The organism is Marinobacter salexigens, from assembly GCF_002806945.1.
Classification (GTDB): Bacteria; Pseudomonadota; Gammaproteobacteria; order Pseudomonadales; family Oleiphilaceae; genus Marinobacter; species Marinobacter salexigens.
Window position 1 is genome coordinate 102613 of the sequence record NZ_NIHC01000007.1, and the last position, 25516, is coordinate 128128.

Sequence of the window (25516 nt, forward strand, 5' to 3'; positions counted from 1 at the left end):
CCAGGAGCTGCTCATGACTTTTCACCGCGAAGAAACTGTCCAGATCCCCGAGTCGGATCTTGAGGGTATGTCTCTGGATACTCTGGCAGTGAGGGCAGGGCAGTTGCGCACCGCGCAGCTTGAGCACAGCGATGCGATTTTCCCAACCTCAAGCTTTGTCTATGGCAGTGCAGCCCAGGCGGCAGCCCGTTTCGGCGGAGAAGAACCAGGCAATATCTACTCCCGGTTTACCAATCCCACGGTTCAGGCATTTGAAGGCCGAATCGCCGCAATGGAAGGCGGGGAGCGAGCCGTTGCTACGTCATCAGGCATGGCGGCCATTCTCAGCACCTGCATGGCATTGCTGAAAAGCGGTGATCATGTGGTTTGTTCTCGTGGTGTTTTTGGAACCACCAACGTGTTGTTTCAGAAATACCTGGCCAAGTTTGGCGTTGAAACAACATTTGTGAGCCTGACGGACACAAATGAGTGGGCCTCGGCTGTACGCTCAGATACCCGCATGCTGTTTATTGAAACCCCCTCTAACCCGCTTTGCGAAGTAGCCGATATGGGGGCACTGGCCGAGCTTGCCCATGCCAATAACGCCCTGTTCGTTGTGGACAACTGCTTCCTTACGCCTGTGTTGCAGCGCCCGTTGGAGCATGGTGCGGATATTGTCATCCATTCTGCGACCAAGTACCTGGATGGTCAGGGTCGTTGTGTGGGTGGCGTGGTTGTTGGCCCGGCGAAGCTCATGGATGAAGTCTACGGGTTCCTGAGATCTGCAGGGCCAACTATGAGTCCGTTTAATGCCTGGGTCTTCCACAAAGGCCTGGAAACCTTACCAATCCGTATGCGTGCGCACTGCGACAATGCGCTAGAGTTGGCGGTGTGGCTGGAGCAACAACCGGCAGTGGAGCGCGTGTTTTACGCAGGGCTTGAAAGCCATCCACAGCATGCACTTGCACAAAAGCAGCAAAAAGGGTTTGGTGGGGTATTGTCCTTTTGTCTGAAGGGCGGCCGGGAAGAAGCCTGGAAGTTCATAGATGCCACCCGGATGATTTCTATTACCGCGAACCTGGGTGATGTTAAAACCACCATTACCCATCCGGCAACCACGACCCATGGACGCTTGGCACCAGAGGACAAATCCAGAGCAGGCATCACCGAAAATCTATTGCGTGTCTCGGTGGGTATAGAAGCAGTTGAAGATCTGAAAACAGACTTGTATAGAGGCTTTCAGGTACTTCAGAGCGCAAGCAACACTTAACGTTTGAGTATTCATGGCCGAATCTGCAAAAGCGAAGCAATCACCTCAGAAACTCACAGAAAAGCAGCTGCGCTTTCGCCGCCTGGCCGCGCAAGGTGCCCGTGAAGGTGCGGTGATTGGGCTGATTGCTCTTTGTATCTATCTGGCCATGGCGCTTGTGACGTTCAACCCTGCAGATCCGGGCTGGGCCAGTATTGGCCATGACACCAACGTACTGAACGCTGCAGGACGCTCCGGCGCTTGGCTAGCCAGCCTTTTGATGGATTTCTTCGGCCACGTTGCCTATTTGTTTCCGCTGATGGTGGCAGGCTATGCCATCATGCTGATTCGTCTGCGCAATGAATCTCTGGATCTGCACTGGCCCCTGTTTTTGATGCGTTTCGGCGGGTTTTTGCTGATCTTGCTATCTGCCACCAGCCTTCTTTCACTTTACTCGGTTTTTGGGCTGGGCGCTTCCTCGGGCGGTGTGCTTGGCACGGCAGTTTCGGATGCCATGATCCGGTTCTTTAACCTTCCCGCAACAACGTTGCTGTTGATTGCCATATTTCTTTTTGCGCTGACCGTGACTGTTGGACTCTCATGGTTCTGGCTTATGGATCAGCTTGGTGGGCTGACGCTGCAGCTTGGGCAGTATCTTAAGAGCCTTACTCAATCCAGCAAAGAAAAGACGGCTTCTGCAAAGCCCGTTGAGCCCGCGCAAAATACAATCCCTCATAAAGCTCAGCCAGCTGCGCAGCCCGGCCAACCAGCCATTGATTCAGCGCCGAAGCAACCGAGTAAGCGTTGGTGGCACCGTATACCAGGGTTTGGTCCAGGCAATCCTGGCAAGTTAAAGAAATCGTCTGAGAATCGCCAGGAGCCAGCGCTTGAGGGTTTTTCAGCAAAGGACGATCAGGAACCCGCACGGCTTGAAAGCTTCAGCTCGCGAGATGAAGCGCCTGCCAAAGCCTCGGCACAAGCGCAGCAAACGGAAAAACCCAAGCCCTCGCCAGCACCGTCTGGCCGTTCCCTGAAGATCGCGCCGTTCAAGAAAAACGAGCAGCGACCGCAGGAAAAGAATGGCAAAAGCTCTCAACCTTCCTTGCTTGAGGACATAGAGAGCCCGATTCCGCCAATTTCGCTGCTTGATCCCCCGGAGGAGCACAAGGAAAGCGGCTACTCTGAGGAAGCCCTGGAGCACATGTCACGGTTGCTTGAGGAAAAACTGGGGGATTTTGGCGTTTCCGTTGAGGTGGTTGAAGTTAACCCTGGCCCGGTGATTACTCGCTTCGAGATCAAGCCTGCTGCGGGTGTTAAGGTGAGCAAGATTTCCAACCTTGCAAAAGACCTGGCTCGTTCTCTGGCTGTGTTGAGTGTAAGGGTTGTTGAAGTTATTCCCGGAAAGTCTGTGGTCGGTATCGAGATCCCCAACGAAAAACGGGAAATGGTTCGCCTCAGCGAGGTTCTTGGCGCCAGAGTGTTCAGTGATTCCAGCTCGGCCCTTACGCTTGCGCTGGGCAATGATATTGGCGGCAATCCTGTGGTTGCAAACCTCGCCAAAATGCCTCACCTGCTGGTTGCCGGTACCACTGGCTCTGGTAAGTCGGTCGGGGTAAACGCCATGCTGCTCAGTATGCTGTTGAAGGCAGGGCCGGAGGATGTTCGTTTCATCATGGTTGACCCCAAGATGCTCGAACTCAGCATCTATGACGGTATTCCCCACCTGTTGGCGCCCGTGGTTACGGACATGAAAGAGGCGGCAAATGCACTGCGCTGGTGTGTGGCTGAAATGGAACGTCGATACCGGTTGATGGCCACTCAGGGTGTGCGAAACCTTGCTGGCTACAATCTCAAGGTAAAGGAAGCGGCCGCCGCCGGTGAGCCTCTTCTGGATCCGCTTTGGAAGCCCGACGAATACCTGGCCGATGATGAGCAGCAACGCCCGGAATTAGACCATTTGCCGTTGATCGTCGTCGTTATCGATGAGTTTGCCGACATGATGATGATTGTTGGCAAAAAAGTGGAAGAGCTGATTGCGCGAATTGCCCAGAAGGCGAGGGCGGCGGGTATTCACCTGATTCTTGCAACCCAGCGGCCTTCTGTGGACGTGATTACGGGCCTGATCAAGGCCAATATTCCGACCCGTATTTCGTTTCAGGTATCGTCCAAGATTGATTCCCGCACGGTTCTCGATCAGGGCGGTGCTGAGCAACTGCTTGGGCATGGTGACATGCTCTACCTGCCGCCGGGCTCAGGGTTACCTGTGCGTGTTCACGGTGCCTTTGTGGATGATGACGAGGTTCACCGGGTAGTGAACGCCTGGAAAGCCAGAGGCGAGCCTGTGTATGTTGATGATGTACTTAATGGCGCGGAGGGCGAGCATCTGCCGGGTGTCCCCACCTTGACTGAGGGTGGCGACAATGAAGGTGACGCGTTGTTTGATGAGGCGGTTGCTTTTGTGACAGAAGGACGGCGGGTGTCCATTTCCTCCGTACAGCGCAAACTCAAGATAGGTTATAACCGGGCGGCAAACCTTGTTGAAGCCATGGAAGCTGCCGGGGTAGTCAGTGCCGCCGGCCACAATGGCGCACGAGAAGTTTTGGCGCCCCCGCCCCCCAGAGATTAGGAGCCGTATCTTATGCAAGAGCTTTTTCTGAAACGCCTGACGGCATTGGTTGCAACACTGATGGTGGCGGTTTTCTTCAGCAGTTCACTCATGGCTGCCAACAAAGAAAGTTCAGCCGCTGAGCTGGCTTCTCTGTTGAGAAGCTATGAAACCTATCAGGCAGATTTTATTCAGATAGTGGTAAGTGAAAATGGCAACAACGTTCAGGAAACCCGCGGCTCCCTGAAAGCAAAAAGGCCGGGCCTGTTTTATTGGGAAACCCGGGCCCCGCTGTCGCAATTCATCGCGAGTAATGGTGAAACCGTTGAGGTCTATGATCCTGACCTTGAGCAGGTAACCGTGCACAACCTGGATGACCAGGTGCAAACTACGCCTGCATTGTTGCTCAGCGGAGAGGTGGATAATCTGGAGGAAACCTACCGGGTTTCCGGGCGGAAGATAAGTGATGATACACGGGAATTTACGCTTGAACCAAAAAGCGAAGATTCACTCTTCGTATCCCTGCGCCTCACCTTCTTCAAAGATGAGTTACAGGAGATGCGCATGCAGGACTCCCTCTCACAGCTCAGCGTGCTCAGCTTTGACCACATTCGGTTGAACGAAGCAGTGGAAACGAGCGCCTTTTCGCTTGAGTATCCGGAGGGCACAGACGTAATCCGGGACGAAGGTTAAGATGCAAAGCAGTCTGTTCACCGAGCAGGTTGGGTTCCGGCCGCTGGCAGCTCGCATGCGCCCGGAAAGCCTTGATGGTTACGTTGGGCAGAAGCACCTTGTGGGGCCGGGGAAGCCGCTTCGCAGAGCCGTAGAGCAGGGGCAGCTCCACTCGATGATTCTCTGGGGCCCGCCAGGGGTTGGCAAAACAACATTTGCCCAGCTGCTGGCAAGCGTTGGTGATCTCAGTTTTGAAACGGTTTCTGCGGTTATGAGCGGTGTTAAAGACATCCGCGCCATTGTTGAGCGCGCCCACAACCGCAAAGCGTCGCACGGGCAGAATACGCTTTTGTTTGTGGATGAAGTCCACCGTTTCAATAAAAGCCAGCAGGATGCATTTCTACCACATATCGAAGACGGCACGTTTATTTTTGTGGGGGCCACCACCGAAAACCCCTCATTTGAACTGAACAGTGCGTTGCTTTCCCGTACCCGTGTTTATGTACTCAAGAATCTGGAAGAAGCGGATATTCTCAGCTTGCTGAACCGGGCTCTCCATGCAGAAGAGGGGTTTAGGGGGCAGCTTGAAGTTCCAGATGAGGTGCTGAAATTGATGGCATCAGCTTCCGGCGGCGATGCGCGCAGAGCATTGAACATTCTTGAGATTTCAGCGGATTTTGCCGAGCCGGACAGTCACGGAAAAAACCGTGTCAACGCAGATCACCTTGAACAGGTGATGCAAACCAGCTTGCGACGCTTTGACAAGGGGGGAGATGTATTCTTCGACCAGATATCAGCACTGCATAAGTCTGTAAGGGGTTCAGACCCCGATGGCTCGCTGTATTGGTTGTGCCGGATGCTGGATGGGGGCTGCGACCCTTTGTATGTTGCCCGGCGTCTTGTGCGCATTGCCAGCGAAGATATAGGCAACGCAGACCCTCGCGCATTGCACCTGAGTATGGACGCCTGGCAAGCTCAGGAAAGGCTGGGCAGCCCCGAAGGTGAGCTCGCTTTGGCTCAGGCGGTAACTTACCTCGCACTCGCACCGAAAAGTGATGCGGTTTATAAAGCCTTTAACCAGTGCATGGCTGATATACGCAAGGATCCGGATTACGAGGTTCCTGCGCATTTGCGCAATGCACCCACCAAGTTGATGAAATCCATGGGGCATGGTGATTCCTACCGTTACGCCCACCATGAGCCAGACGCCTTTGCCGCCGGAGAGTCCTATCTGCCGGAGGCCATTCATAAGCGCAGGTACTACGAGCCCGTTAACCGAGGCCTGGAAATCAAGCTCGCCGAAAAACGCCAAAGGCTGGATGCACTCAACGAACAAAGTCCTACAAAGCGCCATACCTGAAAGCCTTTCATGGTTCCTCAGCGGTAGCCACCGGCGCTGCCACGAGTATAATGACGGGTTATTCTACAAACATCGCAAACCGGAAGAACCAGGATAACCATGCTCGATCCCAAACGTGTCCGAAATCAGACTGAAGAGATCGCCCGCCGGCTGGCCATCAAGAACTTCGCATTTGACGTTGCCGCTTTCGAAACACTTGAGGAGCGCCGCCGCGCCCTCCAGGTAAGTACGGAAACGTTGCAGAGTGAGCAGAACAAGAAGTCGAAATCGATCGGCAAAGCGAAGGCTGCGGGTGAAGATATACAGCCGCTGTTGGACGAAGTGGAGAGCTTGAAGTCCCGAAAATCGGAAGCCGAGAAAGAACTGCATGCACTGCAGCAGGAGCTTAATGACTTTCTGGCCGGCATTCCGAACCTTCCGGATGCAGATGTAACACCCGGTGACAGTGAAGAAGATAACGTTGAGGTTCGTACCTGGGGAACGCCCAAGGCGTTTGATTTTGAACCTAAAGACCATGTTGCTCTGGGGGATGAACTCGGTGGCCTGGACTTTGAGACGGCGACCCGCCTTGCGCACTCAAGGTTCGCGGTTATGCGGGGTCAAGTCGCACGCCTGCACCGGGCCCTTGCACAGTTCATGCTGAACCTGCACACAGAAGAACATGGGTATTCCGAGACCTATGTGCCTTACCTGGTGAACGCTGACGCGCTTTATGGCACTGGCCAGTTGCCAAAATTTGAAGAAGATTTGTTCAAGATGCAGGGTGATCCCTCGCTCTATCTGATTCCCACTGCAGAAGTACCGGTCACCAATCTGGTGTCTGATACAATTCTTGAGGCCGGTACATTGCCCCTGAAGATGGTGTGCCATACGCCTTGTTTCCGCAGTGAGGCCGGCTCCTACGGCCGTGATACCCGCGGTATGATTCGCCAGCACCAGTTCGAAAAGGTTGAGTTGGTTCAGGTGGTGCGCCCTGAAGACTCTGAAGCCGCACTGGAAGCGCTTACCGGCCATGCAGAAAAAGTACTGCAACTGCTTGAGTTGCCATACCGACTGGTTGCACTGTGCGGTGGCGATATGGGCTTTTCGGCGGCGAAAACCTACGATATTGAGGTCTGGTTACCCGGGCAGGGCAAGTATCGGGAAATATCGTCCTGCTCCAATACCCGGGACTTCCAGGCTCGTCGCATGGGCGCGCGCTGGCGTAACCCGGAAACCGGTAAGCCTGAGCCAGTGCATACACTGAACGGGTCTGGCCTTGCGGTTGGCCGTGCATTGATTGCAGTAATGGAGAACTATCAGCAGTCGGACGGCAGCATTCTGGTTCCCGATGTTCTCAAGCCTTACATGGGCGGTACTGAGCGCATTCAATGAACGACAAATCAGAACAAGAGCTCGGAACCGGCGTCGGCGCAAGGCCTGCTCCGGTTCGCTACAGAACAAACCCCATTACCTCAAATCCGAATAGCTCGGCCGGGGAAGTCGCTCTTGTGGGCGCTGGCCCCGGCGACCCGGAATTGCTTACGCTAAAGGCCTGGCGCCTTATTACGTCGGCAGAAATCGTGCTTTACGATCGATTGGTTTCGCCGGAAATTCTTGCCTTGATCCCGGACTCTGCTGAAAAGATTCACGTGGGAAAACAACGAGCCAATCACACGTTGCCGCAGGATCAGATCAACCAGAGATTGGTGGACCTTGCCAAACAAGGTTTTCGGGTAGTTCGGCTAAAGGGTGGTGATCCGTTTATCTTTGGCCGGGGCGGCGAGGAAATTGAAACCCTGGCCGGCGCTGGCGTCCGGTTTCAGGTTGTTCCTGGCATTACCGCAGCTTCTGGCTGTGCGGCTTATGCCGGCATTCCTTTAACTCACCGTGATCATGCGCAGTCTGTGCGATTTGTGACCGGGCATCTGAAAAACAATACCTGTGATTTACCTTGGAAGGACTACGTCCAGACCAACCATACCCTGGTATTTTACATGGGTTTGGTTGGTCTTCCGATCATCTGCGAACAGCTTATAAAACACGGCATGGCACCAGACATGCCAATTGCCCTGATTTCCAAGGGCACTACTCGGGAGCAGCAGGTAGTCACCGGTAACCTGGAAACGATTGTACAGCGGGTGCACGAAGAAGCTGTGCAGGCTCCAACTCTGGTTATCGTTGGCCAGGTGGTCGCATTGAGGGATCGGCTAGACTGGGTTGGTGGCTTACCAATCTTCTAGTGCCTGGTTTGCAATCGTAAACATGCAAAACGGGGAGCCTGAGCTCCCCGTTTTCATTCATAAAACTACATAAGCTCACTGCACGGGTATTTCACCGCACAGTTCAGGCAGTTTTCCGCTTTGGGAGCACCTCTTTCAGCTTGTCCCGCATGTCGCGAATGGCTTTCTCTGTTGTTTCCCAGTCGATGCAGGCATCTGTCACTGACACCCCATATTTCAAGTCGGCCAGGTTTTCCGGAATAGATTGATTGCCCCAGTTGATGTTGCTTTCAATCATCAGGCTCTGAATAGAGGTGTTGCCCTCGAGAATCTGATGGCTCACATCCTGCATAACCAGTGGCTGGATGGCCGGGTCTTTGCTGGAGTTGGCGTGGCTGCAATCCACCATGATGGATTGGCGCAAGCCGGCTTTTTCGAGCGCCTGCTCGCAGAGGGTCACACTGACCGAATCGTAATTAGGCTTGCCGCCGCCACCACGAAGAACCACATGTCCGTATTGGTTACCTTTGGTGCGGATGATCGCAACCTGGCCCTGCTGGTCGATGCCCAGGAAATTGTGCGAGTAAGAAACAGATTTCATCGCGTTTACAGCAACATCCAGGCTGCCATCCGTGCCATTTTTGAAACCAATCGCCATAGACAGACCACTGCTCATCTCGCGGTGAGTCTGGGATTCGGTAGTGCGCGCGCCTATCGCCGACCAGGCTATGGAGTCCTGAAGATACTGAGGTGAAATAGGGTCAAGTGCTTCAGTCGCAACGGGCAGGCCAAGCTCGTTGATATCGAGCAAGAGGCGGCGACCCACTTGCAGGCCGCGTTCGATATCAAAAGTATCGTTCAGTTGCGGGTCGTTAATCAGGCCTTTCCAGCCAACGGTCGTTCTCGGCTTTTCAAAATACACACGCATGACGATAAGCAGAGTATCGCTGACTTCATCCGAAAGTTTTTTCAGGCGGGTGGCGTAATCCCGGGCTGCTTCAACATCATGAATAGAGCAGGGGCCCACCACAAGAAACAAACGGTGGTCTTTGCCGTCAAGAATGTCGTAAATCGCCTGGCGGCCATCGGCAACGGTTTGCGCAGCCTTGCCAGTAAGTGGCATATCCTGTTTGAGCTTTTCAGGGGTAATCAGTGTTTCCTGGCTCGCTACGTTCAAGTTTTCAAGTTTATTGCCGGACATTTTTTGCTGTTTCCCCAATTCTTATCGTTGCTGCCTGCCTGAACGGTGAAATATGCCAGCAGGACCGCAGATTAACGCGAATAACACCGGGCCCGGCTGTGGCCAACCCCGGCGAGTTCGTTATACTGCTTTATTTACTGGGCCTTTTCAACGCTTCTTGAGCATGGGGAATGGATGACACAAAACAGACCGAATTCGCGCCCGGTGGCCTCGCGGAACGCGGTCGCCGCAAAAATTGATGACGTGCTTGCCGGTATTCGTGTTCCAGAACTTCCTTACCCTCCGGGTAAACTGCCACCAGAAACAGTCAGCGACTGGACGCCACTGCTGCTTTCCTGTTGGACCGAACAGCGAGATGAGCGTGTTGCCCACGTGCTGAGTTCTGTGCATTTGGATTGGTCGGTACGCCAGGTGAACGCAGCCTATGTGGCTGACCGCATTATGGATGTATTTCTTAAAACAAGCGGTCTTCATACTGAGCTTTCCCGGCGCATTGCCCGTTTGAGATTCTACCTTGCCTGGCGCATGAACCTGGATGGCCACCAGGCTTTCAGTGAGGTATTGCTGGGCTGGCTCGATAGCTTTCAGGAGTGGCGCGGTTGGAGCGATTCTGGCGGGCGTTCATCAAAAGCGCTTCTTGAACAGTTGGACACTTTGATTATTGCGGTTTCTGCCAGCTTCAAAGCTGACAGTACTGACGCTGTAGAAGCTTTTTGCAGGGGCTGGCAGGAAGACGCATCAAGGCGTAGCGCTCAAACTGGCATGTTACGCGAACGTTTGCTGGAAACCGAGAAGGGGGCGGCACGGCAACGGCGTGCGGATCAGACAGCAAGGGCCTTGATCGGCCGGGCGTTGCAGGGGCGAAAGCTTCCACAACCAGTGCTTCATTTTATTTTTGATCATTGGCAGGGGCTCCTTAAACAAGCGGTATGGGACTCCGGCGTGGATGGTGAAACTTCGCGGCATGGCAGCAAGTTGCTCGAATGGCTGGTATGGGTAGGCGACCCCTCGCTGTCAGATAAAGACAGAGACCGCTTATATCATGTGGGTGAACAGATCGGTGATCGGCTGGTGGATGTGTGGGGGCGAGTTTTTGAGCGTCCCCTTACACCGAATGCGTTGGCTGGCATAGGCACTGTCATGATGTCGCGACTGCGTGGCGAAACCCCTGAGTTGGTTGATGCCTTGCCCGACGACCGCAGTTTCCTTTGGAGCCCGGTCTGGCTGAGTTTTGAGGCGCCACAGCGCAATGAATTTCAGCCTTTCGAGGAAAAGTGGTTTGTGGAGGGTGAGGGCGCCTCGGAGCAGCGCCGGTTTTTCTGCGCTTTGCTGGAAGACACAGCGGAAATACTCTGGACAAACGGTACCGGTGTAAAGCTGGGGCTGCAGCCCTGGCAGGATTTCTGCCAAGCACAGGAGGACGGAAGCATTCGCCCCTTGCCGGCACCTACGCCTTTTGGTGAAGTGCTTGACGAAACAGTGCAAATACTGGCTGCAGCCTGCGAAAAACAAAGAAATGAGCGCCTACAGGCGGCACAAGCGGCCAGGGCTCATGCTGAGGCTCTCCGAAAAGAGAAAGAAGCTGCAGAGTTGAAACGCCAGCAAGAGGAAGCTGATCGACAGGCGATACTTGCACGCCAACGCCAAGAGGCAGAGGACCAGCGTCTGGCAGATGAAAAGGCAGAACAGGAGCGGCTGTATCGCGAAAAAATGCAGTTGGCGCAAAAGTCAGTAGACGATCTCAACCTTGGGGGTTGGATCGCGGTCAGAGCTGAAAGGGTTGAAGAAGAGACAAAACTCAAATTGGCTGTTCGCACCAACGCATCGCGGAAACTTATTTTCGTAGATCGGCTCGGGTTGAATCGTCGGGAATTTTTAGAAGATGAACTGGTACTAGCCATTGTTGAGGGGCAGGTGCGTATTCTGGGCGGCGCTGCAGAATTTGATGACACTCTGAGCCGGGTGGTGGGCCGTATTCGTGTTGGGCGAAACTGATAGGGTCAGCGAACAATAAGCCAGGAATAATAATGACAGACACTGACTATACGTTTGGAGCACACAAGGATCTTCCTGATGGGGAAGATAACCGCAGGCAGTATCGTTTAATCGCCCGAGCGGAGATTACGCTTGAGCTGGAGGCTGAGTACCCTGCGACGGAAGGTGAGTCAGAGTCGCAAGCGCGGGAACTCGTGTGCGCCATACGCGATATTTCTGCCAGCGGCCTCTGTTTGCTTGCCACGGAGTGCCTTGCCTCTGGCGCCCTATATCCGGCGTCCGTCGTATTAGGGCATCATGACGAACACTTTATTCTCACCCTTGAGGTTGTCTGGTGCCGCCCGGATAAGGGCAGTTATCTGGTAGGTGCCCGGATTATTGAATCCGATCAGACAGCGTATGTGGAGTGGACAGATGCTGTGGCGCGTGCCATGTCGGCCCCATAGGATAGAAGCCACCTGTTTAGCCAATAAAAAAGCCAGCGTGTTGCTGGCTTTTTTCAGGCACTTAAGCGAATTATTCTTCCAGTTCGCCCATGCCGGTAATGTTGAAACCGCCATCAACGTACATGATCTCACCGGTAATACCGCTGGCCATATCGGACGTGATAAATGCAGCCGCATTACCCACTTCATCAATGGTTACGTTGCGACGAAGCGGCGCACGGCGAGCGTTCTCTGCCAACATCTTGCGGAAGCTCTTGATGCCTGAGGCGGCCAGGGTTCTGATTGGCCCGGCGGAAATACCGTTCACCCGAATGCCGTCGCGGCCCAGACTTGCGGCCATGTAGCGCACGTTTGCTTCCAGAGAGGCCTTGGCAAGACCCATCACGTTGTAGTTTTGAAGAACCTTCTCGGCACCAAGGTAGGTGAGAGTCAGCAAAGAGCTGCCTTCGTGCATCATGGATCGTGCACCCTTAGCCAGGGCGACAAAGCTGTAGGAGCTGATGTCGTGGGCGATTTTGAAGCCTTCCCGGGTGGTTACATCAACATAGTTACCATCAAGCTCATGACCGGGCGCAAAGCCAACGGCGTGAACAATAATGTCGATGTTGTCCCAGTGCTTGTTCAGTTCCTTGAATACGTTTTCAATTTCTTCATCGCTGGCAACGTCGCAAGGGAAGATAAGCTTGCTGCCCCAGCCTTCGGCAAATTTCTCTACGCGAGGCTGCAACTTGTCGTTCTGGTAAGTAAAAGCCAGTTCCGCACCTTCGCGGGCAAAGGCGTCGGCAATACCGTAAGCAATAGACAGTTTGCTGGCTACGCCAACAATCAGCGCTCTCTTACCACTGAGTATACCCATGGGTCTTCTCCCTGTGTTCCTGATTTTAGTGCATTATCCCCGAAGCAAGCCGGCAGACGTAACGCTCAAATAGTCGTAGTGATATTGGCATCTTTCGATTGATAGAAAAACGCCGCCTGGAGTAATTCTTGTGTGTATTCTTTCGAGGGAGCCCGGAAAATGTCACTGGCATCCCCGTATTCCACGATCTTACCCTGCCGAAGTACCAGCAACTGATGACTGAGAGCCCGAACAACAGCAAGATCGTGACTGATAAAGATATAGCTTAGACCATAGCGTGCCTGAATATCGCGAAGCAGCTCGATAACCTGCTTTTGCACCGTGCGATCCAGCGCCGATGTGGGTTCGTCCAGAATGATAACATCCGGCTGTAGCACCAGTGCCCGGGCTATGGCAATCCGCTGGCGCTGCCCGCCAGAAAATTCATGGGGGTAACGGTGCCTGGCTTCAGGATCCAGACCTACGTCAACGAGTGCCCTGATCACTTTCGCATCGTGGGTGTCGCGGTTCTCGGCATCGTGTATTTCCAGGCCTTCCCGGACTATTTCGGCAATGGACATTCGTGGGCTAAGGCTGCCAAAAGGATCCTGAAATACAATCTGTACCCGGCGTCGCCAAGGCCGGAATGCACGTTGATCCAGGCCCGATAACTCTTCTTCGTCCAACTGGATTTCACCCGTGCTGGCTGTAAGCTTAAGCAGGGCATGACCGATGGTGGTCTTGCCGCTACCGCTTTCCCCTACAATGCCGAGAGTCTGGCCGCGATGCAGGGTAAAACTCACCTCTTTAACGGCATGAAAGTACTCTTTTACCTTGCCGAACAGACCCTTTCGAGTGGGGAAGCGCACATCAAGGTTGCGAATGTTCAATAATGGCATCCCGCTCTTCGCGAGAGACAGGGGTGCGGCCGGAGGCTCTGCACTCAACAGCTTGCGGGTGTATGGGTGATTGGGTGATGCGAACAAGGTAGTGGTTTCGGCCTGTTCCACCAGCTTGCCGTGCTCCATAACCGCAACCCGGCTGGCATAACGCTGTACGATGGTAAGATCGTGGGTAATCAGAAGAATAGCCATGCCCAGCTTTTGCTGTAAATTCTGGAGTAGTTCAAGCACCTGCTTTTGTACGGTTACATCCAGAGCGGTGGTTGGCTCATCAGCAATCAGCAGGTCTGGTTCATTGGCTAACGCCATGGCTATCATGACACGCTGTTTCTGGCCGCCGGAAAGCTGATGGGGGTAGGCGCCAAGCCGGCTTTCGGGGTTTACAATACCCACCAGGCTTAACAGCTCCAGGCAGCGTTCCCGGGCCTGAACGCCCCGCATTCCCTTGTGCAGTTCCAGGGTTTCAGAAATCTGCTTCTCCACCGTGTGCAGTGGGTTCAGAGAGGTCATGGGCTCCTGGAAAATCATACTGATCTCACGCCCACGCACCTGACGCAGGCGTTTCTCGGGAGCACTTAGCAGGTTTTCTCCGCGGTAGCGGATTTCGCCACTGGGATAGCTGGCGTGGCGTTCGTCCAGAAGCCGCAGCACAGACAGAGCAGTGACAGATTTTCCCGAACCGCTTTCACCCACCAGCGCCAGGGTTTCTCCCTTCTTCAAGCTCAGAGATATAGAATCGACAGCCTTTGGCCCCTGGTTGAAGCAGACGGAAAGATTGGCTATCTCTAACAGTTCGCTCATATCAGCTCGCTCTTAACCATTTTTGCGGGGATCAAAGGCATCGCGCACGGCTTCGCCCACGAATACCAGCAGGGTCAGCATCAGTGACAAGGAAACGAAGGCGGATATGCCCAGCCAGGGTGCATGCAAGTTTGCTTTGCCCTGGGCAATCAGCTCGCCAAGGGAGGGGGAGCCGGAAGGCAGGCCAAAGCCCAGAAAATCCAGAGAGGTGAGGCCGGTAATGGCGCCAGTCAGGATGAACGGCAGAAAGGTCAGGGTTGCCACCATGGCATTGGGGAGTATGTGTCGGAACATAATCTTTCTGTTATCCAGCCCCAGTGCCCTTGCTGCTTTAACGTATTCAAAGTTACGCGCCCTGAGGAACTCCGCACGCACCACATCAACCAGGCCCATCCAGCTGAACATCAACATGATACCGAGTAGCCACCAGAAGTTTGGTTGCACAATTCCGGAAAGAATAATCAGCAGGTACAACACCGGTAATCCAGACCAGATCTCAATAAATCGTTGTCCGATCAGATCTGTTTTTCCGCCATAAAAGCCCTGAATCGCGCCAACCGTAACCCCGACAATGCAGCTGGCAATGGTAAGGGTTAACCCAAAAAGCACGGAAATACGAAAACCATAAATCACCCGCGCTGCGACATCCCGCCCCTGGTCATCTGTGCCAAGCCAGTTTTCGGCGCTGGGGGGTGCAGGGGAGGGTACTTCCAGGTTGTAATTTATGGTGTCGTAACTAAAGCGGATTGGGGGCCAGAGCATCCAGCCATTGGCGAGGATTTCATCGGCGATAAATGGATCCCGGTAATCTGCATCTGTGGGCAGAAAACCGCCAAACGTTTCTTCCGGCACCCTCTCAACCACCGGGAAATACAGCGTGTCCTGATAGGAGACAACAAGGGGCCTGTCGTTTGCGATGAGCTCCGCCATCAAAGTCAGCCCGAAAATGGCCAGAAATGCCCACAAAGACCAGAAGCCCCGACGGTTTTTGCGGAAGTTCCGTAAACGACGTTGCTGGATGGGGGTAAGGGCTTTCATGTTACGCGCCCTCCCTGCTTTCAAAGTCGATGCGGGGATCTACCAGTACATAGGTGATATCGGAAATCAGCTTTAACACCAATCCCATCAGCGTAAAGATGAACAGCGTGCCAAAGATAACCGGGTAGTCTCTGTTAAGGGCGGCTTCAAAGCCCAGCAGGCCAAGGCCATCGAGAGAGAAGATCACCTCAATGAGCAGTGAGCCCGTAAAAAACAGCGACACAAGCACCCCGGGAAGACTGGCAATGACGATCAGCATGGCGTTGCGGAAAATATGCCCGTATAGCACCTGCTTCTCATCCAGGCCTTTGGCTCTCGCTGTCACAACGTAGTGTTTCCCGATTTCATCGAGAAACGAATTTTTGGTGAGCAGGGTGAGGGTGGCAAAACCACCAATCACGTTGGCAGTGACCGGCAGGGCCAGGTGCCAGAAATAATCCCCGATTTGTTGATACCAGGTAAGCTGATCGAAGTTTGAAGACGTGAGGCCGCGAAGAGGAAACCAGTCGAAGTAACTGCCTCCGGCAAACAGAACAATCAGCAGTATAGCGAATAGAAAACCCGGAATGGCATAGCCAATGACTATCGCAGAGCTGCTCCAGACATCGAAGCGGGAGCCGTCTGAAACGGCTTTTCGGATACCCAGGGGTATGGAAATGAAATAGATAATCAACGTTGACCATAGCCCCAGGGATATGGAAACGGGCATCTTGTCGACAATCAGCTGGGTTACGCTTCTGTCCCTATAAAAGGAATCACCGAAATTGAAGGTGGCGTAATCTTTGAGCATTTTGAAAAAACGCTCATGGGCTGGCTTGTCGAAGCCGTACATGACTTCAATTTCTTTAAGCATTTCATCGGGAATACCCCGAGAGCCCCGCCGGTCACCGGAAGCGCTGGCTACCTCCCCCCCGGTATCTCCGCCTGAAGCTCTGGCCAGGGCGCTGCCACCATGGCCTTCCATTTCCGCAATCAGTTGTTCAACGGGCCCACCGGGCGCCGCTTGAACAATCACGAAATTGAGCAGCAGTATGCCGATCAATGTTGGGATAATCAGCGCCAGGCGCCGTAGTATATAAATGCCCATTTAGCGGTAACTTCCTCAGGGCTCTGCCCACCAATGATCGAGGTCAGTTCCATTTTTGGGCGTAGTCTCCGGGTGCATCAGGTGGCCCCAGTAGGCAATCCGGTCTTTCGCAAGGTGCCAGTGAGGTACCACGTAATGCCCTTGCAGAAGAACCCTGTCCAGAGCACGAGTGCGTTGTACCAGTTCTTCTCGATCCGGGGCTTGAATAACCAGGCTGACCAACTCATCGACCACAGGATCATTCACACCTGCATAGTTGCGGGAGCCGTTGGCATTGACGGTGGACGAGTGCCAGTACTCTCGCTGTTCGTTGCCGGGGGAGTCTGACTGACCAATTGCCTGAGTGATCATGTCGTAGTCGAATTCGCGTACACGTTGAACGTACTGATTGCTGTCCACCAGGCGCACAGATACATCAATACCAAGCCGAGCCAGGTTGTTCTTGAAGGGCAGTACGACTCGCTCAAAGGTCTTTTGAAATAACAAAACTTCGAACTTCAATGGAGTGCCTGTTTCTGCGTACACCATCTTACCGTCACGAACTTCGTAACCCGCCGAACGCAATAGTTCCATCGCCACTCTCAGGTTGCCCCTCAAGCCTTGCTTGCCGTCGGTGGAGGGCGCCTTGAAGGGTTTGGTGAAAATGTCTTCGCCCAGCTGATCCCTGAACTCTTCAAGTATTGCCAGTTCCCGGCCCATTGGCAGACCACTAGAGGCTAATTCGCTGTTTTCAAAATAACTGTTGGTGCGGGCATACTGGCCGTAGAAGAGGTTCTTGTTTGTCCATTCGAAATCAAATGCGTAAGTCAGTGCTTCTCGTACCCGCGAGTCACTGAAAACCTCTTTGCGGGTGTTGAACACGAAACCCTGCATGCCGGTTGGCCGATGGTGTTCAATCGCTTCTTTTATAATGGTTCCGTTATCAAACTTCTGCCCGGTATAGGCTGTAGCCCAGTTCTTCGCAGACGTTTCTACTCTGAAATCAAAGCTACCGGCCTTGAAAGCCTCAAGGGCAACGGTGTCGTCGGTATAATAATCGTAACGAATGCGGTCAAAGTTGAGCTGGCCTTTGCGGACAGCAAGATCTTTTGCCCAGTAATCATTCAGGCGCTCATACTCGATCGAGCGACCAGCTTCAAAACTACCGATACGATAGGCGCCACTGCCCACAGGCGGGGTAAGACCGCTTTTATCGAACTCGCGATCCTGCCAGTAGTGCGCAGGGAGGATAGGTATCTGCCCGAGAATAAGAGGCAGTTCCCGGTTACTGGTTTCCTGAAAATCGAAACGGATTCGAAGTGGATTCTCAACAGTGACTTTGCTCACATCTGCATAATAGTTCCGGTAAAACGGATGCCCCTTGGTAGTCAGGGTTTCAAATGAGAATTTTACGTCTCCTGCTCTAATGGGCTCGCCATCCTGAAAGCGCGCCGATTCCCTCAGATTAAACACTACGTAGCTTCGATCGTCGGGCGTTTCCAGCGACTCTGCAATAAGTCCATACATGGAAAATGGCTCATCTGCCGAGTACTCAAGCAGGGTGTCATAGAGATAGTTGCTAATGCCTGCTGCAGCCACGCCTCGAATCACAAAGGGGTTAAAGGAATCGAACCCGTTGGCCACTACGGCCATTTTGAGAGCGCCACCCTTTGGGGCTTCCGGGTTGATATAGCTGTAATGAGTGAACCCTTCTGGATACTTCGGCTCGCCGTGCATGGCCATACCGTGAACCGGCTGTACTTGAGGATCACCGGAGCCAGATGTTGAATCGTTGGCATGCGAAAAAATGGGGAATGCCAGAAAGGATAGCAGTGAAACGAGCGTTGTAAGGCGTGGGGCGGTAGAGGTTCTTGTCATGGGTCTCGCACATTCAGGAGTTTCAGGCCGACGCGCCAGGCATCCTGCCCGGCGCTCTTGTCCGCAAAATCTTTATGATTCTTATGTTTACTGAAAGTTCCGGCAGTGAACCTGTGAAGTTCAGGGGCTATTCCGGATGTCGACGTAGAGTACCAGACTTTGCCCTGGTTGCAGATAACGAGAGGTGTTCAGATCGTTCCAGCTTGCGATATCTCGAACATTTACTGAAAAACGATTAGCAATGAGGGCAAGGGAGTCACCTTTGCGAACACGGTAGCCTACCTTCCGGACCATGGCCTTACCCCTTGAAGTGTCGGCCGAGGCGAGCACAGGTTGGGCAGTTTTTGACCAGATCACCAGTTTTTTACCAGGGATAAGCGGGTCTCCGGGAGCCATGCCGTTCCACGCCGCCACTTGGCGTACGCTAACCCGATGCTCGCGCGCGATATCCCAAAAGGTGTCGCCACGGCGTACGGTATAGCGCAGTTTGTTGCCATCCCGCTTTTTGGCTTGCTTGCGCTCAAGACGTTTGGATGCACTCAGGGCATAGGTACTGGAGTCTTGGGATGCCGAGGGGATCATCAATCGCTGGCCGATGCGGATGAGATCGCTGTTCAGGTTGTTAACTTGTTGCAGCACCGAAGGTGTAGTGGAGAATTTCCGCGAGATCGTGTTCAGGCTATCACCGGATTTAACTACGTAATTGCGCCATGAGACCCGTTTGTTTGATGGGATCTCTGCCAGCGCGGTGCGGAAGTCTTCTGCGTTCTGATGGGGAACCAACAGGCGGTGCGGGCCTTCCGGATTGGTTGCCCATCGGTTGTACGAGGGATTGAGCAAGTAAATCTCATCTATATCCACTCCGGAAAGCTCTGCTGCTTGTGCAAGATCCAGCTGCCCACCGGTTTCAACAATGTCGAAATAGGGCTCGTCCAGAAGGGCTGGCAGTTCAATTCCATAGGCCTCCGGGTCATCGAAAATTTTTGCAAGTGCGATAAGCTTGGGTACGTAGTGGCGGGTTTCCTGTGGCAATTGCAGGGACCAGAAGTCTTGTGGTTTGCTGGCTTTGCGATTTCGTCGCATGGCGCTGGATACAGTGCCGCCGCCACTGTTGTAAGCAGCCAGAGCCAAGGTGTAGTCACCATCAAATCGGTTCGTCAGGCGGTCGAGATAGGTCAGGGCAGCGTCAGTAGCGGCGAGTACATCGCGGCGATCGTCGTGCCACCAGCTTTGCGTAAGGCCAAAGTACTTGCCGGTTGAGGGTATGAATTGCCATAGTCCGGCAGCCCGGCCATGGGAGTATGCAAAAGGATCAAATGCGCTTTCGACGATAGGTAGCAGGGCAAACTCAGCGGGCAATCCGCGTTTCTCTGTTTCATTAACTATGTGGTACAGATACCGGCTTCCACGTTCCACTACACGGTTGATGTAGCCTGGGTGTCTGGCGTACCAGTTAAGCTGATCTTGTACTCGTTTGTTATCTACATCGTGATCCAGCATGAAGCCCGCCCGCAGGCGGTTCCACATATCGGTTTGCACAACGTCGTCGGAGGTGGTTTTCTGCTCCGGGTTGTCGAGCTTTTCCCTGGCTTCCCTTGCGGCAACCTTGAGTTCGGGAGCCATGGCATCATCCAGCGGCTCATTTCGCACAAGGCCGTTGCTTTTGCCAGTTTCCACGGATTTTTTAAGCCCTTCATCGCCGGCAGCAAGGGTTACCTCATCTGAATCGAGAGGGTTATCTGTAGTGATGTCTCTAGACAGGTAGAGCGAGCTGCAGCCACCTGCCAAGGCGCTAACAACTAGTAGCAGGGGCAATCGTTTAACCAACATAGGCATTTTCCGGCTCTGAAGTATGACTGGGGTTGTGTCTGAAACCCCGTCATATTTAATAGGTTAGGAGCTAAAAGGTAACCGATTTTATGTGCGCTCGTTTAAAATCGTCAAGAAGCCTCTCGTTACGACGATGAGAGAATTTGTTAACAGATCAGAAGTTATCTTTGCCATGCCGTATGGCAGCGAAAATGGCGCTATCGGAATCCGATGCGAGACCCTGCTCGGAGCAATAGCGTTTTGCGGCGCTGACAACCATGGGGTCATCCCACCGTAAAAACGGATTAAGTTGTTTTTCCTTTTCAAGAACGGAAGGCACAGTGGGCTCACCTGCTTGCCGTTTTTCTTTGCACTCTCGCTCAAAAGCTTCGAGTTTGCTGTCGTTCGGCAACCAACTACGAGCGAACCGCAGGTTGGAGAGGGTGTATTCATGGGCGCAATAAATTGCAGTTTCGCCGGGGAGTTCACGAATTGACCTTAAGGACTCCAGCATCTGGGAGGGGGTACCTTCAAAAAGACGACCGCAGCCAATCACGAAGAGGGTGTCGCCACAAAACAGAGCGGGGCGGCCGTCTATTTTAGCGTCGGTAAAGTAGGCAATGTGATCAAGCGTGTGCCCGGGCACTCCCATAACCTCGAAAGTGACGCCTCCCCAAACCACTTCATCACCCGGGTGAACGGTGTTGGTGCTGCCCTTGAAGGGGGATTCAGCAGGCCCAGTTACGCGACAACCGGGATTGTCTTGCACGAGGGTCTTGATGCCGCCAACATGGTCAGGATGGTGGTGTGTGACAAGAATGGTGTCGAGTTTGAGCCCCTTTGCAGCGAGGTAGTCCTGCACAGGCTTTGCTTGTCCGGGATCCACAATCAGGGCTTTACCGGTATCTGTATCTGCAAGGCACCAGATATAGTTATCACTGAATGCGGAAATGGCAGAGATGGTTAGCATCAGAGGTCCCCGTATATGCTTGGCAAGTTTGGCTGGTATGATAGAGCATTAAAGCCGCAGTCCCAACAATCAGTAAGTCCCTGGTTTCTTGCCGGATGATAATAAAGCGGGAGTAAAGGCAGTGTGAAGAGCAATCATAACGTCGACTATCCATCCCGATGTGAAAGTTTCGAGAACTGGTTTCAGACTCCGCTCGGTCGAAGTTTACTGGCAGATCAACGGTATTATCTCGATCGCCGCCTTGTAAAGCTGACAGGTGCCAGGCAACTTCAGGTCGGGGTCAGCCACCGGATTCCCCTCGCGAATAGCACTGACTTTTCCGAGAAAATAATAACTACACCCAGATGCTTCAGCGACATACCCGAGGGAGTCGTGGTTTGCGATGCCGATGAACTGCCTTTTCCCGGGGATTCCATGGACCTGGTTGTGCTTCACCATACGGCGGATTTCTCCCCTTATCCCCACCAGGTTCTGCGTGAGGCGGCACGGGTTTTGCGGGGAGATGGCTCGATAGTGCTCATCGGTTTTAACCCGGTGAGTGTTTGGGGTATTCGCAGGCTGGTCTCACGGCATCATGCCGGGCCTTGGGGAGGGCGCTTTCTTTCCCGTGGCAGAATGGAAGACTGGCTTCACTTGTTGGATTTTCAGGTAGAGACTTCTCTCACCCGTTTTTATCATCTTCCATTTCAGCGCAGTGGTCGCAAGGTTTCCGGTGGGTTTGTGCAGCGCTTGTCCGGGTATGGGGTTCTGCCGGTTGGTGCCTATTACTGTATCCTTGCAAAAAAACAGGTTTGCGCCCGGATTCCCCGGCGTAACGTTTGGCGTCAGAGCAAGGTAATGGGGTTGTCGGGAACAGGTACCGTGGGAGCGGCGAGAGGCCATCCTTCGCAGAGCCTGGCCCCTTCTGATGAGTGACTGGCCTTACGGGGTCTCCGAAGTGATATAGACAAGGGAGTTTGAATGACCGGTAAGGTGATTTTGTATACCGATGGTGCTTGTAAAGGCAACCCGGGGCGCGGCGGCTGGGGCGTGGTACTGCGCTACGGCGATGCGGTCAAAACCATGCATGGCGGGGAGTTGCATACTACCAATAACCGTATGGAGCTTATGGCTGCTATTCAGGGTTTAAAAGCGCTCAAGCGTGGCTGTGAGGTGGAGCTGTATACCGACTCACAGTATGTCCGTAAGGGTATTACGGAATGGCTCTCAGGATGGAAGCGCAACGGCTGGAAGACATCGGCTAAAAAACCGGTGAAAAACGATGACCTTTGGCGTGCTCTGGATGCGGAAACCACCAGGCACAAGGTCAACTGGCATTGGGTAAAAGGCCATGCAGGAATCCCGGACAACGAACTCGCAGACGAACTAGCGAACAAGGGTGTTGCTGAACTGAAATAGTGTGGGAATTATGAGACAAATTATACTGGACACTGAAACAACTGGTATTGATCCGGCGGAAGGGCACCGGGTTATAGAGATTGGTTGTGTTGAAATGATGGAGCGCCAGCTCACCGGCCGCAACTATCATGTGTACATCAATCCTGAGCGTGAGGTTGAGGCGGAAGCAATTACCATCCACGGAATTACGAATGAATTCCTCGTGGATAAACCAAAATTTGCCGAAGTGGCCGACGAGTTTTTCGAATTCATAAAAGGCGCCGAACTCGTTATTCACAACGCCGCGTTTGACGTGGGGTTCATGGATGCGGAGTTTGCCCGGATCAAGCCCGTGCGCAAAACCGCAGATTACTGTGGTGTTGTGGATACTCTGGCCATTGCCCGTGCAAAACACCCTGGCCAGAAAAACAATCTGGATGCCTTGTGTAAACGTTACGGCGTTGATAACAGCAACCGTGAACTTCACGGAGCACTGCTGGATGCCGAGATTCTGGCAGAAGTGTACCTGTTACTTACCGGTGGGCAGACGGCTTTGTCTCTGGATGCCGGGTCTGAAAATGGCGGGACTAATGGCGGTATCCGCCGACTGAATTCAAGCCGGCCCGCACTGCCGGTTGTTGAGGCGACCGAAGCTGAGCGTGAAGCTCATCGGGCGTTCATGGCAGCCATGGAAAAGAAAGCTGGTGAAACGCTATGGAGCAAACTTGAGGCCTAGAATGAGAACTGTGTCGGCCTGTACCAAATGTTACATGGCAGCTTTATTGAGGTACTTGAGTTTTATGTTATAAGTAATGGTTAGTACTTCAGTTTTCTGTCGTGCTCTTGGTGAGCATCCAGGCCGGGACAGGTCCGGCCGGCTCAATAACAAAAAACCTGGCATACACTCCTGTCAGGCCATAGTTCACTAGGAAGGTGCGGTAGTCTCCGCAGTTTAACGGGAAGCGTTTATGGTTCAGTCGTCTCTTGCGACGAAATCGCAGTCGTTTGACCTGGTCAAAAATGAAATTGAGCAGACCATCAAACAGGCAGAGTCCAGTCTTGAGCGCTTTCAGGTAAACCGTGAAAGCGGTGAGGATTTGCAAAACTGCCTGGATTTCCTCAATCAGCTCCGCGGCATATTTATTCTGGTCGAACTTCGTGGTGGTACGTTGCTCTGCCAGGAGGCCGTGGCCATGGCAAACGATGTTCCGGTTGGGGCTAACGACGACAAGAACATACTCCTCACCACCTTGAACAATGCGCTTTTTATCCTTCGCCGCTACGTGGAATATTATCATCAGCAGCGCGCGGATCATCCTGAGCTGTTGCTGCCCGTAATCAATGAACTGCGCGAAGCCCGCCGTGAAAAGCCTTACCCGGAATCCTGTTTCTTCGAAGCTGACCTAAAGGATTCGCAGGACTTTTGTGGTGGTTTGTCGGTGCCGGTTTTTGAAGGTAATGAGGCTGAATACGAAATTGCTGCCCGGCGTATGCGGCTGACCTATCAGGTGGCCTTGCTGGGTATCCTCAGGGATCGAAACCCTGTGGTAAGTCAAAAACTCATTAGCCGTGCTGCTCGTGGCTTTGTACGTTTGTGCCAGGGCGCGCCCATGGGGCAAATGTGGTGCCTGGTCGCAATTGTGGCAGACACCATGCTTGATAGGGCAATGCCGTTCACCAAGGCTCGTAAGCGCACGTTTATGCGCATTGAGAAATACTCGCGAGAATTGGTGTATGTGGGCAAGGTGGCAGCCGCAAAAGATGCCCCGGACTCACTTATTCGCGACCTTGTTTATTTGCTATACCGCAGTGGCTCCGGAAACCCGGAAGTGACTCGTGTTCTTTCCGGGGTTCAATTGGCGCCCGCTGAGTTTCCGGATTCCATTCTTGAAGCTCACGCTCGGCGTTTGTATGGCCCCGGTACCGACGTACTGGAGTCGCTTTCAGAGGCTCTGCAGGATGAGCTCAATCAGCTCAAAGACAAGCTGGATATCATCGAGCGCGGTATAGAGCCGGACTTGGCTGAACTATCGTCTATTGCCGATACTCTGGATCGCCTTTCCAACACACTGATTATGCTGGACCTTACTCGCTTGGCAAGTATTGCCCGGGACGAAGCGGACAGGCTCCGTGACTGGGAATCCGAATCCCGATTGCCGGGTGAAGAAGAACTTTATCGGCTTGCTGACTCCGTGCTGGGCATCGAAGATGCTGTTATGCAGATTGTCAGCCGTGGTATTACATCAGAAACAGATGCGTTGGCCGGCAGTGAGCACAGCCGGGAAGAATCCATGTATCTCAAGGAAGCCTTGTATGTGGTGGCCGAAGAGGCGCGTGGCGCACTGACTCTCGCCAAGCGGGCGATTACTGCTTTCGTGGAATCAGACTACGACAAGCTTCATTTGGCGAACCTGCCTGCAACCTTGCACAGTATTTGGGGCGGTTTGCAGATGATTAATGACCCGGGTGCCGCCCACGTACTGGAGCGTGTTGCCGCTTCCATACAGGAACGCATGCTGGATGCCCGTGAGGCACCTGGCACACAGGTGCTGGAAGCATTGGCAGACGCTCTGACGTCTCTTGAATACTATATCGAGAGCATTGGAAAGCGAGAGGAAAATAATGCGGACCTGCTCCGGCTGGCAGAAACCTCGTTGGATGATGTAGATCTTTAGTGTCAGCTTGAAACCATCTTCCGAGCAACAAAAAACCCGCGCCAAGCGCGGGTTTTTTTGTTTGCCTAAGTGATTGCCAACAGGGCTCGATCAGCCCATGTTGAAAAGCTCGCCCAGTTTGGTAGCCAGCATCATGTCGCCTTCGGCGCGCAGTTGGCCAGCCATGAAAGCTTGCATGCCGTCGGTCTCGCCTGAAACGATACCCTGCAGAGTTTCGGAGTTCATGATCAGTGTGACAGAAGGATCGTCGTGTGGGCCTTCGTGCAGCTTGCATGTGCCGTCATTGATGACTAGGTGATGGGTCTTGTCGTCTTCGATATCAAACTGGAATACCAGATCCAGGCCCTGAGCGGCGTCTGCGTTGAAGTTCTGCTCGAGCTTTTGAAAAATTTGATCTACAGACATTTGTTTACCCTTTGTTTGGTGGTTGTCTTGTATTGAAAACTGCTTTGTATGC

The 25516-nt window shown here is 53.4% G+C and carries 21 protein-coding genes; 12 read left to right on the top strand and 9 right to left on the bottom strand.

What is annotated here, in order from left to right; translation table 11 throughout:
• The first annotated feature begins 13 nt into the window (after positions 1-13).
• The 6 genes from CDH47_RS14220 to cobA all read left to right on the top strand — a co-directional run bounded on the left by CDH47_RS14220 (position 14) and on the right by cobA (position 8087).
• The gene (locus CDH47_RS14220) at positions 14-1249 is read left to right on the top strand and encodes an O-succinylhomoserine sulfhydrylase (RefSeq protein ID WP_100640566.1); all 1236 of its coding nucleotides are present in this window, start codon (positions 14-16) and stop codon (positions 1247-1249) included.
• Positions 1250-1262: 13 nt separating this feature from the next.
• Positions 1263-3854: a DNA translocase FtsK gene (locus CDH47_RS14225; RefSeq protein ID WP_100640567.1), complete on the top strand. Its 2592-nt coding sequence runs from the start codon at positions 1263-1265 to the stop codon at positions 3852-3854.
• Between the two features lie 12 nt (positions 3855-3866).
• The gene (gene lolA, locus CDH47_RS14230) at positions 3867-4526 is read left to right on the top strand and encodes an outer membrane lipoprotein periplasmic chaperone LolA (RefSeq protein WP_100640568.1); all 660 of its coding nucleotides are present in this window, start codon (positions 3867-3869) and stop codon (positions 4524-4526) included.
• A 1-nt stretch (position 4527) separates the two neighbouring features.
• Positions 4528-5865: a replication-associated recombination protein A gene (locus CDH47_RS14235; RefSeq protein ID WP_100640569.1), complete on the top strand. Its 1338-nt coding sequence runs from the start codon at positions 4528-4530 to the stop codon at positions 5863-5865.
• 99 nt (positions 5866-5964) lie between these two features.
• Complete coding sequence (gene serS / locus CDH47_RS14240) at positions 5965-7239, top strand: serine--tRNA ligase (protein ID WP_100640570.1); 1275 nt, start codon at positions 5965-5967, stop codon at positions 7237-7239.
• The gene (gene cobA / locus CDH47_RS14245; protein ID WP_100640571.1) at positions 7236-8087 is read left to right on the top strand and encodes a uroporphyrinogen-III C-methyltransferase; all 852 of its coding nucleotides are present in this window, start codon (positions 7236-7238) and stop codon (positions 8085-8087) included. The genes serS and cobA overlap by 4 nt, the downstream gene beginning before the upstream one ends.
• Positions 8088-8190: 103 nt before the next feature.
• Here the strand turns inward: cobA and CDH47_RS14250 are convergent, their stop codons facing one another.
• Positions 8191-9267, bottom strand: a complete 1077-nt coding sequence (locus CDH47_RS14250; protein ID WP_100640572.1) for a 3-deoxy-7-phosphoheptulonate synthase — start codon at positions 9265-9267, stop codon at positions 8191-8193.
• Between the two features lie 174 nt (positions 9268-9441).
• Between CDH47_RS14250 and CDH47_RS14255 the strand changes: the two genes are divergently transcribed.
• On the top strand, positions 9442-11262 hold the full coding sequence (locus tag CDH47_RS14255; protein WP_100640573.1) for a DUF1631 family protein: 1821 nt from the start codon (positions 9442-9444) through the stop codon (positions 11260-11262).
• Between the two features lie 32 nt (positions 11263-11294).
• Positions 11295-11708 carry a PilZ domain-containing protein gene (locus CDH47_RS14260; protein ID WP_100640574.1) on the top strand — a complete coding sequence of 138 codons (414 nt, stop codon included), beginning with the start codon at positions 11295-11297 and terminating at the stop codon, positions 11706-11708.
• A 70-nt stretch (positions 11709-11778) separates the two neighbouring features.
• On the opposite strand, the gene CDH47_RS14265 is transcribed toward CDH47_RS14260, so the two are convergent.
• The 7 genes from CDH47_RS14265 to gloB form a co-directional block, all read right to left on the bottom strand.
• Positions 11779-12564, bottom strand: coding sequence for an enoyl-ACP reductase FabI (locus CDH47_RS14265; protein WP_100640575.1), 786 nt, complete (start codon positions 12562-12564; stop codon positions 11779-11781).
• A 65-nt stretch (positions 12565-12629) separates the two neighbouring features.
• Positions 12630-14246, bottom strand: a complete 1617-nt coding sequence (locus CDH47_RS14270) for an ABC transporter ATP-binding protein (RefSeq protein WP_100640576.1) — start codon at positions 14244-14246, stop codon at positions 12630-12632.
• A 12-nt stretch (positions 14247-14258) separates the two neighbouring features.
• Positions 14259-15284, bottom strand: a complete 1026-nt coding sequence (locus tag CDH47_RS14275; RefSeq protein WP_100640577.1) for an ABC transporter permease — start codon at positions 15282-15284, stop codon at positions 14259-14261.
• Between the two features lies 1 nt (position 15285).
• Positions 15286-16371: a microcin C ABC transporter permease YejB gene (locus CDH47_RS14280; RefSeq protein ID WP_100640578.1), complete on the bottom strand. Its 1086-nt coding sequence runs from the start codon at positions 16369-16371 to the stop codon at positions 15286-15288.
• Positions 16372-16386: 15 nt separating this feature from the next.
• Positions 16387-18228, bottom strand: a complete 1842-nt coding sequence (locus CDH47_RS14285) for an extracellular solute-binding protein (RefSeq protein WP_100640579.1) — start codon at positions 18226-18228, stop codon at positions 16387-16389.
• 120 nt (positions 18229-18348) lie between these two features.
• A complete protein-coding gene (locus CDH47_RS14290) occupies positions 18349-20058 on the bottom strand; it encodes a lytic transglycosylase (protein ID WP_100640580.1) in 1710 nt (569 codons plus the stop codon).
• Positions 20059-20212: 154 nt separating this feature from the next.
• Positions 20213-21007: a hydroxyacylglutathione hydrolase gene (gene gloB, locus CDH47_RS14295; RefSeq protein ID WP_100640581.1), complete on the bottom strand. Its 795-nt coding sequence runs from the start codon at positions 21005-21007 to the stop codon at positions 20213-20215.
• Between the two features lie 123 nt (positions 21008-21130).
• Between gloB and CDH47_RS14300 the strand changes: the two genes are divergently transcribed.
• The 4 genes from CDH47_RS14300 to CDH47_RS14315 all read left to right on the top strand — a co-directional run bounded on the left by CDH47_RS14300 (position 21131) and on the right by CDH47_RS14315 (position 25059).
• Entirely contained in the window at positions 21131-21922 is a 792-nt protein-coding gene (locus tag CDH47_RS14300; protein ID WP_100640582.1) for a class I SAM-dependent methyltransferase, read from the top strand.
• Positions 21923-21967: 45 nt separating this feature from the next.
• Positions 21968-22405 carry a ribonuclease HI gene (gene rnhA / locus CDH47_RS14305; protein ID WP_100640583.1) on the top strand — a complete coding sequence of 146 codons (438 nt, stop codon included), beginning with the start codon at positions 21968-21970 and terminating at the stop codon, positions 22403-22405.
• 10 nt (positions 22406-22415) lie between these two features.
• Entirely contained in the window at positions 22416-23120 is a 705-nt protein-coding gene (dnaQ, locus tag CDH47_RS14310; protein WP_100640584.1) for a DNA polymerase III subunit epsilon, read from the top strand.
• 232 nt (positions 23121-23352) lie between these two features.
• A complete protein-coding gene (locus CDH47_RS14315) occupies positions 23353-25059 on the top strand; it encodes a FimL-related protein (protein WP_100640585.1) in 1707 nt (568 codons plus the stop codon).
• A gap of 90 nt (positions 25060-25149) precedes the next feature.
• Here CDH47_RS14315 and CDH47_RS14320 read toward each other — a convergent pair whose 3' ends face one another.
• The gene (locus CDH47_RS14320; RefSeq protein ID WP_100640733.1) at positions 25150-25464 is read right to left on the bottom strand and encodes an SCP2 sterol-binding domain-containing protein; all 315 of its coding nucleotides are present in this window, start codon (positions 25462-25464) and stop codon (positions 25150-25152) included.
• Positions 25465-25516: the final 52 nt, after the last annotated feature.